Origin of the sequence: Psychrobacter halotolerans, assembly GCF_039680845.1 — a bacterium.
GTDB lineage: Bacteria > Pseudomonadota > Gammaproteobacteria > Pseudomonadales > Moraxellaceae > Psychrobacter.
In genome coordinates, this window is the sequence record NZ_JBDKWD010000008.1 from 22,868 (window position 1) to 38,600 (window position 15,733).

The 15,733-nt window shown below is 45.7% G+C and carries 13 protein-coding genes; 8 read left to right on the top strand and 5 right to left on the bottom strand.

Annotation, left to right across the window (positions count from 1 at the left end; all coding sequences use genetic code 11):
• The first annotated feature begins 72 nt into the window (after positions 1 to 72).
• Positions 73 to 1,167 carry a PTS sugar transporter subunit IIC gene (locus AAJP47_RS13010; protein WP_346718331.1) on the top strand — a complete coding sequence of 365 codons (1,095 nt, stop codon included), beginning with the start codon at positions 73 to 75 and terminating at the stop codon, positions 1,165 to 1,167.
• Positions 1,168 to 1,460: 293 nt separating this feature from the next.
• Here AAJP47_RS13010 and AAJP47_RS13015 read toward each other — a convergent pair whose 3' ends face one another.
• The 3 genes from AAJP47_RS13015 to clpP form a co-directional block, all read right to left on the bottom strand.
• Entirely contained in the window at positions 1,461 to 2,489 is a 1,029-nt protein-coding gene (locus AAJP47_RS13015) for an SDR family NAD(P)-dependent oxidoreductase (RefSeq protein ID WP_346718332.1), read from the bottom strand.
• 495 nt (positions 2,490 to 2,984) lie between these two features.
• The gene (gene clpX / locus AAJP47_RS13020; RefSeq protein ID WP_346718333.1) at positions 2,985 to 4,259 is read right to left on the bottom strand and encodes an ATP-dependent protease ATP-binding subunit ClpX; all 1,275 of its coding nucleotides are present in this window, start codon (positions 4,257 to 4,259) and stop codon (positions 2,985 to 2,987) included.
• A gap of 103 nt (positions 4,260 to 4,362) precedes the next feature.
• Complete coding sequence (gene clpP, locus AAJP47_RS13025) at positions 4,363 to 5,001, bottom strand: ATP-dependent Clp endopeptidase proteolytic subunit ClpP (protein ID WP_346718388.1); 639 nt, start codon at positions 4,999 to 5,001, stop codon at positions 4,363 to 4,365.
• 913 nt (positions 5,002 to 5,914) lie between these two features.
• Between clpP and AAJP47_RS13030 the strand changes: the two genes are divergently transcribed.
• The 7 genes from AAJP47_RS13030 to AAJP47_RS13060 all read left to right on the top strand — a co-directional run bounded on the left by AAJP47_RS13030 (position 5,915) and on the right by AAJP47_RS13060 (position 12,847).
• Positions 5,915 to 7,081, top strand: a complete 1,167-nt coding sequence (locus AAJP47_RS13030) for an urease accessory protein UreD (RefSeq protein ID WP_346718334.1) — start codon at positions 5,915 to 5,917, stop codon at positions 7,079 to 7,081.
• Between the two features lie 106 nt (positions 7,082 to 7,187).
• A complete protein-coding gene (gene ureA, locus AAJP47_RS13035) occupies positions 7,188 to 7,490 on the top strand; it encodes an urease subunit gamma (protein WP_346718335.1) in 303 nt (100 codons plus the stop codon).
• A gap of 58 nt (positions 7,491 to 7,548) precedes the next feature.
• Positions 7,549 to 9,738 carry an urease subunit alpha gene (gene ureC / locus AAJP47_RS13040; RefSeq protein WP_346718336.1) on the top strand — a complete coding sequence of 730 codons (2,190 nt, stop codon included), beginning with the start codon at positions 7,549 to 7,551 and terminating at the stop codon, positions 9,736 to 9,738.
• A 177-nt stretch (positions 9,739 to 9,915) separates the two neighbouring features.
• Positions 9,916 to 10,533 carry an urease accessory protein UreE gene (gene ureE, locus AAJP47_RS13045; protein WP_346718337.1) on the top strand — a complete coding sequence of 206 codons (618 nt, stop codon included), beginning with the start codon at positions 9,916 to 9,918 and terminating at the stop codon, positions 10,531 to 10,533.
• Entirely contained in the window at positions 10,534 to 11,316 is a 783-nt protein-coding gene (locus AAJP47_RS13050) for an urease accessory protein UreF (RefSeq protein WP_346718338.1), read from the top strand.
• A 56-nt stretch (positions 11,317 to 11,372) separates the two neighbouring features.
• A complete protein-coding gene (gene ureG / locus AAJP47_RS13055) occupies positions 11,373 to 12,074 on the top strand; it encodes an urease accessory protein UreG (protein ID WP_346718339.1) in 702 nt (233 codons plus the stop codon).
• Between the two features lie 50 nt (positions 12,075 to 12,124).
• On the top strand, positions 12,125 to 12,847 hold the full coding sequence (locus AAJP47_RS13060) for a HupE/UreJ family protein (RefSeq protein ID WP_346718340.1): 723 nt from the start codon (positions 12,125 to 12,127) through the stop codon (positions 12,845 to 12,847).
• A gap of 153 nt (positions 12,848 to 13,000) precedes the next feature.
• Here AAJP47_RS13060 and tig read toward each other — a convergent pair whose 3' ends face one another.
• Complete coding sequence (gene tig, locus AAJP47_RS13065) at positions 13,001 to 14,344, bottom strand: trigger factor (protein WP_346718341.1); 1,344 nt, start codon at positions 14,342 to 14,344, stop codon at positions 13,001 to 13,003.
• A gap of 621 nt (positions 14,345 to 14,965) precedes the next feature.
• Positions 14,966 to 15,610, bottom strand: a complete 645-nt coding sequence (rdgB, locus tag AAJP47_RS13070) for an RdgB/HAM1 family non-canonical purine NTP pyrophosphatase (RefSeq protein ID WP_346718342.1) — start codon at positions 15,608 to 15,610, stop codon at positions 14,966 to 14,968.
• Positions 15,611 to 15,733 lie beyond the last annotated feature (123 nt).

The window sequence follows — 15,733 nt, forward strand, 5'->3', positions numbered from 1 at the left end:
TTATTTTTAGAGAAAGTAGTTTGTTTTTTTGGTTGGTTATATCTTATTTAAACATTCACAAAGAGTATGGACATGACAGCATCTGACTCAGTAACTCCGCCCATCGGTACTATCAAAGCATTTTTTCAGAAGTATTTTATTGATGCCTTCACTGGTATGGCACTGGGGCTATTTGTCACCTTGATTGCAGGTCTAATCATCTCGCAAATCGGTGGCTGGATAGCCATGCCAGCCTTAGTAGCAGTGGGTAAACTGGCTTCTGTTTTGATGGGGGCTGGTATCGGTGTGGGGATTGCTTATTACCTAAAAGCACCAACGCTTGTCATGCTCAGCTGCTTGGTAGCGGGCATGCTTGGTGCTCACTCTGAGGCACTGATGGCAGGGACGCTCTTTATACCGCAAGAGGCTGGACCTGCAACATTTGTGGCATTGCCCGGTAACCCAATAGGCGCGTATTTGGCGTCTGTCTTTGCGTATCGAGCTGGTACTTGGGTCGCTGGCAAGACGAAGCTTGATATTTTACTGGTGCCGTTATTGGTTTGTACGGTGGCTTTATTGGTCTGTATGCTACTTAATCCGCCAATCGTGGCAGCGGTTAATGCCATCGGGCAAGGCATTCAGGCGGCTACGGAATTGCAGCCCTTATTAATGGGCATTGTCATTGCCGTGGTGGTTGGTCTTTTATTGACATTGCCTACGTCGAGTGCTGCCATTTGTATTGCTATCGGACTTGGCGGTGTGGCGGGCGGGGCGGCAGTCGTTGGTTGTGCCGCGCATATGGTCGGCTTTGCTGTTGCTAGTTTTAAGGACAATGGGTTCAGTGGGGTCATCTCGCAAGGTCTTGGTACCAGTATGCTCCAGATTCCTAATGTGTTTAGAAAGCCTTTGGTGCTATTACCAGCGGTGGTTGCCAGTGCCATCGTTGGGCCTATTGCAACCGTCGGTTTTGGTTTGGCTTGTACGGCGACGGGCGCGGGTATGGGGACTGCGGGTTTGGTTGGTGTGTTCGGCGTGATTGAAGCGTCGCAAAGCATCATGAGTACAACGCAGCTATGGATGGCCATTGTTTTATTGATGTTTGTCTTGCCCGCTGTGATTGCAGGTTTGGTCGCCTATATCATGCGCCGTCTGGGCTGGTTGGTTGTTGGCGATATGAAATTGCCTTAATAACTGTATGGTACGGTCAGTCCTAAATAAAATGATTCAAACATTATAAACATAGCAACGCGCTACTAAGATAAATTTTCCTTGCTGACTGTGCCTGCGCAGACAAAGGCGATGCAACATTTATCTTAGTAGCAACACTGTATTTATTTTATAATGGCTTGCCTATATGTGGTCTGATTTGAACAATCATTATTGATAACTTATTATGCAAAAGCCCCACTATTTTTGACAGTGGGGCTTTTTTTAACAGCGAGGCTTTATTGTTTTAAGACATGACAAGCAAACGAGGTTATTTACGAAGCGGTACTCGATTTATGACTACGCTTGTTATTGCGTCGTGGTTTTAACTTACGCGATAACTGAGTGATGTCATTTATTACCTGACTGTAATGTGATGGGAAGACACGCTGTACCGCATCAACCACCTTGGCATCATTGCCAATCAGACAACGACGTTGATCGGTCGCTACGGCACGCAAAATAACCCACGCGGCTTTGCTAGCATCGAATTTCAATAGCTTATTAAAGTTTTTAATAGCCTTTTCGCCTGTATGCATACCAACATCACTAACGCTATCATTACCGCGCGCACTATTGGCAATATTGGTTTTGATACCGCCTGGATGGATACAGGTCGCTGAAACGCCGCAGCGTTGGATGTCGAGCTCTTGACGCAAGCTCTCTGTGAAGCCGCGCACAGCAAATTTACTGGCGTTGTAAGCAGAGTATGAAGGCTGAGCGGTCAAACCAAACAGGCTCGATATATTAATAACATGACCGTGTTCTTTAAACTGGCGGGGTTGATCGTCTTGATTAGCACTCGCCACTTCGCTTTGTTTAACGCTATTTTTGATCAATGGCAAGAACGCTTTGGTGCCATAAACCACGCCCCAAAAATTGATATCCATTACCCATTCAAGCTCTTCAATACTAGCGCCCTCTATCGTTGAAGAGAATGCCACGCCTGCATTGTTAAAGATAAAATTGACTTTGCCATGATCGCTCATCACGCTATCGGCCCACGCTTGTACCGCTTGATTGTCTGACACGTCGAGCACGGTCGTCGTTGTAGTAATGTCGTAACCAACCAGCATCTCTTTGGTTTGTGCCAGTTGTTCGGCATTAATATCTGATAGCGCCACATGACAGCCCATTTTTGCTAAGTGAAGCGCAAGCTCGCGTCCCATACCAGAACCTGCGCCAGTAATGGCGGCGACATGGTCACAGAAATAAGGCGCAAGATCATTATCTTGATCGCTGGGGGTATAAAAGGGCAGGTGCTGACGTAATGAGGACGCCATCGTAGTTATATTGTTAAGCATAATAAACAATCCTTTGTTTAATGAATGAGAGACAGCTAATAAGTCAGTGGTACTGGTAAGCAATATAGCAAAGCCACTATAAAATAAATGGATGGTTACTAAGATGAATTTTGCGTAGCCTCTGTCGGTAACACCGCAGTAAGCAAGAAAAATTTATCTTAGTGACGCGCTATCATACTTGTTCCTATTTTATTTAAGACTGACTATAAATAGGATGCGTTGAATAGACTATATACCTTAGCATGATTTGTGAGTAGCACGGTTTACGATTGATAAACGCGGCTGTCATTTAAGTCGTACCATGAGTAACGGCTAAAACGAACATAAAAAAAGCGCCTTAGCAGAAAATGCCAGACGCTTTTTTGTATAAGCCAGTCGATGCTAAATAAGATAGAGACGCTGCTGACACATGCGACTAATATAAACTTTCCTTGCGTGCTGCTAAACAGAGGCTACGAAAAATTTACCTCAGTCGCACTGTGTCGGTAGACAACATTAAGCAATCTTAGGAATCTTGCCTTCATTGATCACATCAGCATCAACCATGACAGTTTTGGCATCTGTCATAGACGGCAACTCATACATGGTTTCTAGTAACGCGTTTTCTACGATAGAACGCAAACCACGCGCTCCCGTCTTACGCTCCATGGCTTTTTTGGCAATGGCGTCAAGCGCTTCGTCTGTAAAGCTAATTTCAGCGCCTTCCATATCAAACAGATACTTATATTGCTTCACCAACGCGTTTTTTGGCTCAGTAAGAATTTGGACTAAAGCTTCTTCATCAAGCTCTTGTAAGGCAGCAAGGACAGGTAAACGACCAATCAGCTCAGGAATCAAACCAAATTTGATCAAATCCTCTGGCTCAACTTGCTGTAGCAAATCTGAGCTACGACGGCTGTCGTCTTTTGAGCTGACATCAGCATTAAAGCCAATCCCGCCTTTTTCAGTACGCTGCTGAATCACTTTATCAAGACCGGCAAACGCGCCACCAACGATGATGAGGATATTGCTGGTATCCACTTGGATCAGCTCTTGCTGTGGGTGCTTACGACCACCATGCGGCGGAATGGCAGCAACCGTACCTTCAATAAGTTTTAGCAAGGCTTGCTGCACGCCTTCGCCCGACACGTCACGCGTGATAGAAGGGTTATCGCCTTTTTTACTGATTTTATCAATCTCATCAATATAGATGATGCCTTGCTCAGCTTTGCTCACATCATAATCAGATGCTTGCAGCAATTTTTGGACGATGTTTTCAACGTCTTCACCGACATAACCCGCTTCGGTCAATGTCGTGGCATCAGCCATGGCAAACGGCACATCCAGCAAACGCGCTAGGGTTTGCGCCAGTAACGTCTTACCCGAACCAGTTGGGCCAATCAGCAAAATATTGCTTTTGGCCAACTCGACCATCGCATCGTCAGCGCCGATCTTGGCTTTTTTGCTATCACTGGCCAAGGTTTGGCTCACCTTTAGACGCTTGTAATGGTTATAAACAGCAACGGCCAATGCTTTTTTGGCGGCATCTTGACCAATGACATATTCGTCAAGCTTGGCGCGCAGCTCTTTTGGCGTGGGTAGCTTCTTATTGACCCAAGAGGTATCAATGTCGCTATCGTCGTCATTGTCTTCGGCACTGTCTGCAATTAAGTCGGTACACAGCTCAATACATTCATTACAGATATTGGCGTCGTCAGCGGCAATCAGCTGCTGTACATCACTTTTGGCTTTGCCGCAAAACGAGCAATGCGGGGTGTTGTCTTCTGCCATAAAAGGCGCTCCTAAAATTTAACGCTTATAAGTATTCTAATGGTGAGCATCGATGCCAAAACGCATGGCGCTCGGGCATTCGATGTTTATCAAATCTTCGATCTTATGATAATGAGTCAGGACGACGCTCTAATACTTCATCAACCAACCCATATTCTTTAGCTTCTTGGGCATCTAACCAAAAATCACGCTCAACGTCTTTTTCAATCTTTTCTACTGGCTGACCCGTACGTTCAGCTAAGATTTGGTTTAAGCGCGCACGCGTTTTTAGAATTTCACGCGCATTGATTTCGATATCTGACGCTTGACCTTGCGCACCGCCTGATGGCTGGTGAATCATCACGCGCGCATTGGCAAGTGAATAGCGCTTGCCTTTTTGACCCGCTGCCAATAAGAATGAACCCATACTATAAGCACCGCCCATACAGATGGTAGAGACTTCAGGTTTGATGAAGTTCATGGTATCAAAAATAGCCAAACCTGCACTCACTGAACCGCCGGGTGAGTTGATATACAAGTGAATGTCTTTGTCTGGGTTTTCAGCTTCTAAGAATAGCAACTGCGCCACAATTAAGTTGGCCATGTGGTCTTCGACTTGACCGGTCAAAAAGATCACGCGCTCACGCAATAGGCGTGAAAAAATATCAAACGAGCGTTCGCCGCGCGATGATTGTTCGACAACCATAGGGACTAAAGCGCTCTGAGTGTTTTGTGCGCCTTGCACGTCATTGTGCGCACTCATCAGCATGTCAAAGTGTGGGTTGGCAGTGATGCGATCATAATCTGTCATAGAAATATCCTATCGATAAAGGTATAAAATAAATAAAATAATTTTATTGTCTAGTAGGTTTTGAGCTAATGGATTGTTTATAGGGGGACTGTGCTCACTATTCAAGCCTACAGAACCCGTTTGTGCATAAAATAGATGAAAAACTGAGCGTCCACTATTGTCAATTTTGCCTGTATGAATGGCAGTTGTGGTTACAAAGAGAAAACGGCTGGCTAAAATGTCATTAAGTCATCAGACGCATAAAAAAACTGACCCAATATCGGTATTATGAGCCGTATGTCTTCTCACTTTTTAACATAGAATACCTGATTAGCTGTCTGACAATCTACCTATCTTGCCAGTCAATCGTACAAATGACGATTCATCAAGCTTTATCATGCCTATTTTTCTATTAATCAGACAATCGATTAAGGTAAATATGGTCAGGGAGCGTTAACCCTCAGTTGGCGAATAAGACGAATAAACGCTCAATGAGGCAGTGAGGCAGTGTACTCAGATAAGGATTATTAATACGTATCTGCTAGGAAATGGTGCATCATTATCCATAAAATGGCATAGTTTGGTGCAAATAGTTGGTTATTGAGGGGGTGCAGAGAGCAAAAACTCTGTTTAAAAAATAATGCTATCAGCCCAACAAGTCATACTAATTGTGAAAAAATACCACAAAATCAGCTTGTTGAGCGCATAAATATACGTTGTTTGATAATGGGCTGATTGCAAGCTGGCACAATGATTGTATGAATAATAGACAATGACATAAATAAAAACACTATTGATAGTAAAGTTAGCGGTAATAGTAAAGTTGGCGGCGTTGGTGGTCATGCAAAACACTGAATTATGTCTAATGAGCAAATGAGTATATAAAATGAGTTGGGCTTCCTCCTTAGCACTACGTTTTGACACGGTTAAAGGCACGAATACTGGCGAAGGTAAGACCGCTGACGTTAAGACTCGTCTGTACCACCGAAAGCATACGGGTGCGCTTATGGTACAGCGTGCCTTTTATCCTGAGCCGACGGGTCAGCAAGGCACTTGTCATATATTGATGCTTTATCCGCCAGCAGGCATTGCGGGCGGCGATACGCTGACTATAAACTTGTATTTAGAGAGTCGTAGTCACGCTTTTGTTACCACACCAGGAGCGGGTAAATGGTACGGCAAAAACAGTGTTCGCCAAAGAAGCAAAGCGTTGTCCCACCAATCAGATGCACCATTGCACTTACACTACAACGCCAACATCCATGCCAACATCGAGGTTGATACTTCCGTAGAGAACAATGCTCCAGAGAACAAGGCTCCAGAGAACAAGGCTCCCGTCAATAATAGTAGTGACCGACTTAGCGTGACTCAAAACGAGATGGCAGAGTATGCAAGTCAACACCTACAAGCCACGCTAAAGCCAGATGCACGCTTAGAATGGTTGCCGCAAGAGAGTATTATTTATAATGAAGCCAACATGCACGCGGTAAGTCGCTTTGATTTGGCAGAGTCGTCCAGCCTGCTGACATGGGAGATTAACGTATTTGGGCGAGAGGCATACGATGAGCAGTTTTTGCAAGGGCATTACCATACTGGTTTGAATATCTATCGAGAGGGACAAGTCATCGTGTCTGAACGTGTGGCTCAGTCCGCACAAAGTCGCTGGTTCACATCAAACTTGGGGCTGGCAGGTCAGCATGTTTATGGGTCATTTTGGGCAGTACCCAGTTTGAGCGATGTGCATGACAATCGCATGCTATCGGCATCTCAAACCACACAATCCACTCAAACCACACAATCCACCGAGACGGCACACGCCACGACCAAACAAGCATTAACCCGTTATCTAGACAATACCGTCGTGGTGTTACGTCAAATCATTGCCCAAGCTCGATTGCCAGTCTACTGCACGCACAACTTTCAAGCGGTTAATATCCGTTATGTTGGTTCAGATGTGCGCGGCTGTTTTGAGGCTTTTTATCAACTTAGAGAAGTATTGCGTGAGCACTGGTGGCAGCTTGCGCCTTGCCGCCCCCGTATTTGGGATACCTGAACCTACGTTTTTAAGATTAAAATTGACGTGATATTAAGACTGTTTTTAGGCGATATCTAACGCTACAGAACCTTCTAATTTGCTATAAATACAATAAGGAATAACCGTGCATCTGACCCCAACAGAAAAAGACAAACTGATGCTGTTTACCGCTGGCATGGTGGCTGAGCGCCGCAAAAATCGCGGTGTTAAGCTCAATTATCCTGAAGCCATCGCTTATATCAGTATGCTGCTAATGGAAGGGGCTAGAGATGGCAAAAGAGTCGCTGAATTGATGAGTGAAGGGGCGACGTATCTGTCTGCCGTTGACGTTATGGAAGGGGTGGCAGAGATGGTAGACGAGGTGCAAATCGAAGCGACTTTCCCCGATGGCACCAAACTGGTCACGGTACACAATCCCATCGTATAGCGCTGTTTGTCACTGAAAGCTATCACTAAAATAATACCTATAATATAAGGCGGCTCCCATGCAAGCAGGCGAATATCATATCCAAGATGGCGATATTATCTTAAACCAAGGGCGACAAGTACAGACCATCAGTGTCAGCAATACGGGCGACAGGCCGATTCAAATTGGCTCGCATTATCACTTTTATGAGGTCAATGATGCTTTGAGTTTTGATAGGGAGCAAACCCGTGGTTTTCGTCTAAATATTATCTCGGGGACGGCAGTCCGTTTTGAGCCGGGTCAGTCGCGAGAAGTGGAGTTGGTGGCTTACGCTGGCAAGCAGAAAGTATATGGCTTTGCAGGGCGCGTCATGGGCGCGGTTCAGTCAGACGAGATATCGGATAAAGCTGATAAGGAAAAGCCAAAAGCTACTTCACAGAAGCGAGTGAGTCGGCAGATTTATGCAGAGCATTTTGGCCCGACAACAGGTGATAAAGTGCGCCTTGCTGATACTGAGCTTTGGCTACAGGTTGAGGCGGATTTAACCAGCCATAAAGATACTGACACCGACCAAACAGATAAGCTGAAAAATGGTGCAAGTCTTAGCCAGACCACTGAAATTAAAGGGGATGAAGTTAAATTTGGCGGCGGCAAAGTCATTCGCGATGGCATGGGACAAGGCCAACTGCTGGGCGCTGAGGTTGCTGATACGGTGATTACCAATGCGTTGATTGTAGACTATACAGGCATTTACAAAGCGGATATCGGTATCAAAGATGGTCGTATCAGCGCCATTGGTAAAGCGGGCAATCCTGATATTCAGCCTGCCATTAATATTCCTATTGGCGGTGCGACTGAAATCATTGCTGGTGAAGGTAAAATCCTAACCGCAGGTGGCGTTGATAGTCATATTCATTTTATCGCGCCGCAGCAGTGCGAGACGGCGCTGATGTCAGGCGTTACCACGATGCTTGGCGGCGGCACAGGGCCTGCGCAAGGAACGCTTGCCACCACTTGCACACCAGGGGCGTATCATATTGCCTCAATGCTAAAGTCTACCGACAGCATCCCCATGAATATTGGACTGCTGGGCAAAGGCAATGTGAGTGTGCCGACGCCCATTGCTGAGCAAATCGAAGCAGGAGCAGTGGGACTCAAACTTCACGAAGATTGGGGTACGACGCCGCAAGCCATCGATAACTGTCTGAGCGTTGCTGAAGACTATGATGTACAGGTCGCTATCCACACCGACACCTTAAATGAAAGTGGCTATCTTGAGAGCACATTAGCCGCGTTTAAGAACCGCTGCATCCATACCTTTCATACGGAAGGCGCGGGCGGTGGTCACGCGCCTGACATTTTAAAGGCGATTGGCGAGTCGCATGTTCTACCATCCTCAACCAACCCAACCCGACCATATACCGTCAATACCATTGATGAGCATCTCGACATGTTGATGGTTTGTCATCACTTGAGTCCTGCTATCGCAGAAGATGTGGCTTTTGCTGAAAGCCGTATCCGCCAAGAAACAATCGCCGCAGAAGACATCTTGCATGACTTGGGCGCAATATCGATGATGAGTAGTGACTCACAAGCGATGGGTCGCGTGGGCGAGGTGGTTATTCGTACATGGCAGACCGCGCACAAAATGAAAGTCCAACGCGGTCATCTCGCCCCCGATACGACAGCGGATACAGAGCATCAAGCGCAGCGCATTACTCTGACAGACTATGACCAAAGCGCGGACAATGACAACTTTCGTATTAAACGCTATATCGCAAAATATACGATCAATCCTGCGATCACGCATGGCATTAGCGATATGGTTGGCTCCATCGAAGTGGGTAAATGGGCAGATATGGTGCTCTGGTCGCCCAAGTTTTTTGGGGTGAAGCCTGAGTGCATCATTAAAGGTGGACTCATCGCTGCAGTACCAATGGGCGATATCAACGCCTCAATTCCCACCCCTCAACCTGTGCATTATCGTCCTATGTTTGCGTCATATCCAAAGTCAGTCGCCCAAACCAGTATCACCTTTATGTCACAAGCAGCCATAGACAAACAAGTGGATAAGCAGCTTGGATTGACCAAGGTCATTCAGCCAGTACATGGCATCCGCGCTATTCGCAAAAGCGATATGCGCTTTAACAGCTACTGCCCCGATATGGATATCAATCCTGAGACCTATGAGGTGCGCGCTGATGGCAAAACGCTGACTTGTGAGCCAGCTGACGTGTTACCCATGGCACAGCGTTATTTTTTATTCTAAGGATGGAGGCGTATCCTTAATCCGAACCACAACGAAATGGCGCAAAGATGGCTGAATTTTGCCAAGTCTCGTTAAACAGCTGATTACTTAGTTAAGATCTGAATCCTATTCTTAATACATTTACCATCAATACGATTGATCAATCGTTTGAGCCCTAAAAATAAGAGCATCATCTTTATGAAAATATTTAATACTCGTTTAAGTACCCTTAGCGACCTTCAAAAAGCACAATTAGCAGAACAGTATCAAGCGGACGACTATCTGCTTTTAGACTTTGATACCCGTCAGCATTCTCGCTTTAGAGCGATGACTGTCTCAGGTGAGGCAGTCGGTATTGACCTGCCGCGTACAGGCGTTTTAAAAGGAGATGACGTGCTTATCAATGCCGCAGGGAGTCTGATGCAGGTCATCGCCAAACCGCAAGCGGTGACCAAAGTGACGGCTGATAATGACTTTTTATTGATGAAAGGCGCGTATCATTTGGGCAACCGTCATGTACCATTAATGTTTGACCATAATGATGCAGGGTATGCGCTGTACTTTGAAAACGATCATGTGCTGGCACAAATGCTAGAAAATTTGGGCCTACATACCGAGTCAACGTCCGTGCCATTCGAGCCTGAGACGGGTGCCTATCAGACAGGACAAGGAGGACATTCGCACAGTCATAGTCACAGTCACGCTCATTCCCATGCACATTCGCACAGCCATAGTGGCCATAGTCATGATGACAGCCACAGCCATGATGACAGCCATGGACATAGTCACCATAATGAAGCGGATAGGTCAGTCTAAATGACGACTGTGACCGGTATGCGGCCTGACCAGCTTGGACAGCTATTGATGCTGGCATCGAGTAATTTACCGATCGGTAGCTATACCTATTCTCAAGGGGTGGAGTCAGCGATTGAATCAGGGGTTATCTCTGATGAAGCTAGCACGCTGGTGTTTATGCAAGACTATCTAGCGCTCGCAGTTGTTGGCTACGAGCTACCTACTTTAGGGCTAATAATGCAAGCACTTGATCAAGGTTATGACGTACTGGCGGCGCATCTGGCACACAACTATCATGCCAGCCTAGAGAGTAAAGAGTTTGTACTTGAGTCCCAGCAATTGGCACAGGCGATGGTATCTTGGCTTAATGAAGTGCTTGCTCTTGGCATACCTGCGGAAATACCTGATGATGGTTACTTACCGTTATTCGCTCATATTGCCCAGCACTGGCAAATACCACTGGCGCAGTCGATGACGACTTATGGATTTGCGCAATTAGAGAATATGGTGCTCGCCGCTGTGAAGACCGTACCGCTAGGGCAGATGGCGGGTCAGCGTATCTTGTGGCAATTGCAAAGTGATCTGAGCGCTCAGGTTGATGCACTGAGCGATAACGTGCAGCATGGCTTTGATACGTTAATTACGTCATTAAACACTGATGCTGTAGATAAGAGTGAAGAGCAAGATTGTCAGCAGCTGTGCCAAGACCTCTATGAGAGACTCAATATCTCTAATAATTTGCCCAATTTGGCGATCCTCTCGAGTATGCATGAGGAGCAGTACAGCCGGCTGTTTCGCTCATAATTTACATTTATCCCTATTTATCATTATTCTTATATGAACCATTTAAGGAGCTTACGATGTCTCTAACCCCGCTTAAACCAAAAAACACCCAATCTGTACCTGACTCACATATTGATAGTGAGCACTCAAACCAGTCCTCAAACCAGCCTTCTTCTTTGTCCTGCTTACGTCTTGGAATTGGTGGACCTGTCGGTAGTGGCAAGACGGCTTTGACCTTACGGCTGTGCCAAAACTTGCGTGACACGGTCAATATGGCCGTCGTGACCAATGACATTTATACCAAAGAAGACTCGCAGTTTTTGACCCGCAACAATGCCATGCCAGCTGAGCGTATTCGCGGCGTGGAGACGGGCGGTTGCCCACATACTGCCATTCGTGAAGATGCGTCCATCAACCTGACAACCATTGCTGAATTGCAAGCGACCTTTGAAGGCTTGGAGATGATTATCATCGAATCAGGTGGGGACAACTTGGCGGCGACCTTTAGCCCAGAACTGTCTGATTTGACCTTGTATGTCATTGATGTCTCTGCAGGCGATAAGATACCGCGTAAGGGTGGCCCTGGTATTACCAAATCTGATCTATTAATTATCAATAAAATCGATCTTGCCCCAATGGTAGGCGCTTCGCTTGACGTGATGGAGCGCGATGCCAAAAAAATGCGTGGCGACAAACCCTTTGTATTCAGCAATATGAAAACGGGTGATGGACTGGATGAAATTATCGCGTTCATTAAAGAGCACGGTTTATTCGCTTAGTCACCGACCATTATTGACAATCAGCGCACACATAATAAGGAAAAACCCCCATGACACAATGCACAAAACCGCCTCAGTTTTCGCAGATTTTATCGCCCCGCAATACGACGATTGGCTCATCGGCACTAGCAGCATTACTGATGCTGCCCTCTTTAGCGCAGGCGCACCCAGGTCATATTCATTCAACCACCACGCATGCGCCTACGTTTTTGGAGACACTGCAAGCAGGACTCATACACCCATTGACTGGCCTTGATCATCTGTTTTTGGCAGTGGGCATGGGTATGTTGTTTTATGGATTAAAAAAGCAGCGCTTAGGGATGGTGTCATTGGCAGGTGGGTTATCTTTGGGCGCGATATTAGGTACTGTTGGTACATTAGTGGCTGGTGCTGGGTTCGCCGCTTCATCAGGAATGATTGAAGGCGTAATATTACTATCAGTGGCAGTCTTAGCGATTGTTTTGATGAGTGAACTGAGTAGACAAGAGTCATTTTCAGCTCAGACTCGATCCGCAGGCCGGCTGTCGTTATTTGGTTTTGGTGGCTTGGCCATTTTTCATGGGTTGGCACATGCGATGGAAATGCCAGCGAATGCCGGAGTAGGCAGTCAGTTAGGGTTTTATACGGGTATGTTAGTCACGATGCTGGCGCTATATACAGTGGGCGCATTAATCAGTCAACAATTACAGCAGCGTTTGGGTGACAATTTATGGTTGCAGCGCGGACTCGTGTTACTCGGACTCGGTGCTGTATTTGCACCTGTTTTGGTATAAAACGCTTGTTGTATTTAGCGTATGTTGAACATTGACAAATAAACCTTGTTTTTAAAATGCAATAAAAAAGCGTCCCCAATCAAAAGATTGAGGACGCTTTTTAGTGTTGATAACAGACTAAAGCGTCTCTAAAAAGACAGCTTGTCGCATCAATTACATGCCTTGCTGCTGTTGTTGCTGAGCGGCTAGCAAGTCTTGGTAGCTAACTTCTTTATCAGTAACTTTGCCTTGGCTGATCAAATAATCTACCACTTGGTCTTCTAGTACGACAGATTCAATGTTAGCGCGTTGCTGCTTGTCATTGGTGTAGTACTCGATGACTTCGTTTGGATCTTCGTAGTTTTCAGCGGCTTCTTTGATGAAGGTTTCAACGCGCTCTTGATCCACTTCTAGACCTTTGGTGTCGATAACACGGGCAACGATGATGCCAAGACGGGCCGCACGTAGCGCTTGCTCTTCAAATAGCTCATTTGGCAGCATATCTTTGTCAAAGCTATCAGCATTTGCACCGAACTGCTGAGAAAAACGTTGCATCATCATGTTGCGTTGACGCTCGATTTCTTGCTCTAGCATGGCGTTTGGTACGTCAAACTCGTTCTTTTCTAGCAACGCATCAAAAGTCGCTTGCTTCACTTGGCTACGCGCGGCGTTTTTGATTTCGCGTTCCATGTTTTTGCGTACGTCTTCTTTTAACTTCTCAACGCCGCCTTCGGTCACGCCGAATAGCTCAAGGAATGCATCATCGATTTCAGGTAGCTTAGATTTTTCAACCAATTTTACGTTGATTTTGAACTGAGCTTCTTTACCAGCCAAGTTTTCAGCTTGATAATCTTCTGGGAAAGTCACGTCAATGGTTTTTTCTTCGCCAGCTTTCATGCCTTTGATGCCCGCTTCAAAGCCTGGGATCATCTGGTTGCTACCGATAACTAGTTTAAAGTCTTCAGCAGAGCCGCCTTCGAATTTTTCGCCGTCGATTGAACCTTCAAAGTCAAAAGTCACTTGGTTGTCTTTCGCCGCCATGCCTTTTTTCTCAACGAACTCTTCACGTTGCTTTTGAAGATTTTCGATCATGGTGTCAACGTCTTCTTCGCTGACTTGTGCCGTGTGACGCTCAACTTCGATTTCATCGATGCCTTGTACGTCAACTTCTGGGAAGATTTCGACCGTGGCTTGATAAACCAAGAAATCGTCTTCAAGTTTCACATCATCAATGTTAGGCATGCCAACGGCGCGGATGTCTTCAGATTTGATCGCTTCAAACACGGTATCACGGATAACGTCGTTGATCACTTCTTGTTGAATGCCAGCACCGTACTGAGAGCGGATATGCGACATAGGGACGTTGCCTTTACGGAAACCGTCGATCTTGGCAGTTTTCGCTACTTGGCGGATACGGCCTTCAACTTTGTTTTGAATTTTTTCAACAGGAACTTTAACCGTTAGCTGAGTCTCTTTATTAGATAGCTTGTTGGTTGTGACTTGTAAATCTGTAGCCATGTTCATTACACCTTTAGGATTAAGTAGTACGTTTGATTAATGAAATAGTACTTAGGGTTAAATAATAATAAACAACCGCGCCTCAAAATACGGGTTTGTACGAGCGATTGTCTTTGAAATAAATAGGGGACAGCAACAGCGCACACTCTGAATCTCAGTGCCAAACGCAATCGCTGCTGGTAATAAAATTATACTAGGCAATGACTAACGTACGAAACTGTCGATGTGATAAGCGCTATCAAATATCAATAATAAACCGTTAATAAGCCGCATAATAACGTTTTTTGGTGAATTATACAGCCAAATCACGGCTTTCAACAAAATTTTAAAAGTAGAACAGTATAATCTATCTGCTTATTAAAGTAAAAATTATCTGTTTGCTATGGTCAGTTCAAAATTATTGGTTCAAAACAGAAACAGATTTAAAGTCGTTTTATTTTTATATGAATCGCTTGTAGACAGGCAAGATACAGTCAGTTTACTCTAAGGCTAACGACGTGCTACTGAGATGAATTTTTCGTAGCCTCTGTTTAGCAGCAAGCAAGGAAAATTTATATCAGTAGCACGTGATCAGAAACGTATTGATTTTGCTTTGAACTGATTAGAGCCAACAGAAAAAACCTATAACGCCAGCTGCGCCAATAGCTGTTTAATGGCCTGACCACGATGACTGATGCGATTCTTATCAGCTGCGCTTAAGCTGGCAGCAGTAGCCTCTAAGTCAGGTAGCCAAAACAGCGGATCATAGCCAAAACCGCCATCACCGTGCGGTGCTTCTAAAATCTCACCCTGCCATAGACCTTGGGCAATAATTGGTAGCGAATCATCAGCGTGGCGTACCATGGCTAGGACGCAAACGAACATGCCTTGAATAGGCTGCTCACCTCGAAAAGACTGTAAATCGGTGACGAGCTTGGCATTGTTTTTGTCATCGTTGCCATGTTCGCCTGCATAGCGGGCAGAGTAAATACCGGGCGCATTGCCGAGTACAGGAACGCACAAGCCTGAATCGTCAGCAATGGCAGGTAAACCGCTGATACGGCTGGCATGGCGTGCTTTGATAATGGCATTTTCGACAAAGCTTAATCCATCTTCAATAGCATCTTCGATACCCAGCTGACCTTGCGGTACGATACTCACATTCAAGTTTGCCTGGGCAAACAACCTTTGAAACTCAGCCAACTTGCCTTTATTATTGCTGGCGAGTACCCATTGATTATTAGATTGTGCTTGGCTGGTTGGTATCGAGGTGTGGAAGGCGCTCATAGTATCATTCCGTTATATGGGGGAGGAGGGTTTGCTGCTATCTAGTGTGTACGGTCTATAACATTTGGTAACTGATATTTTCAATCGCTGTTGCTATACTAGGTCACAAGCTACAGTGAATTA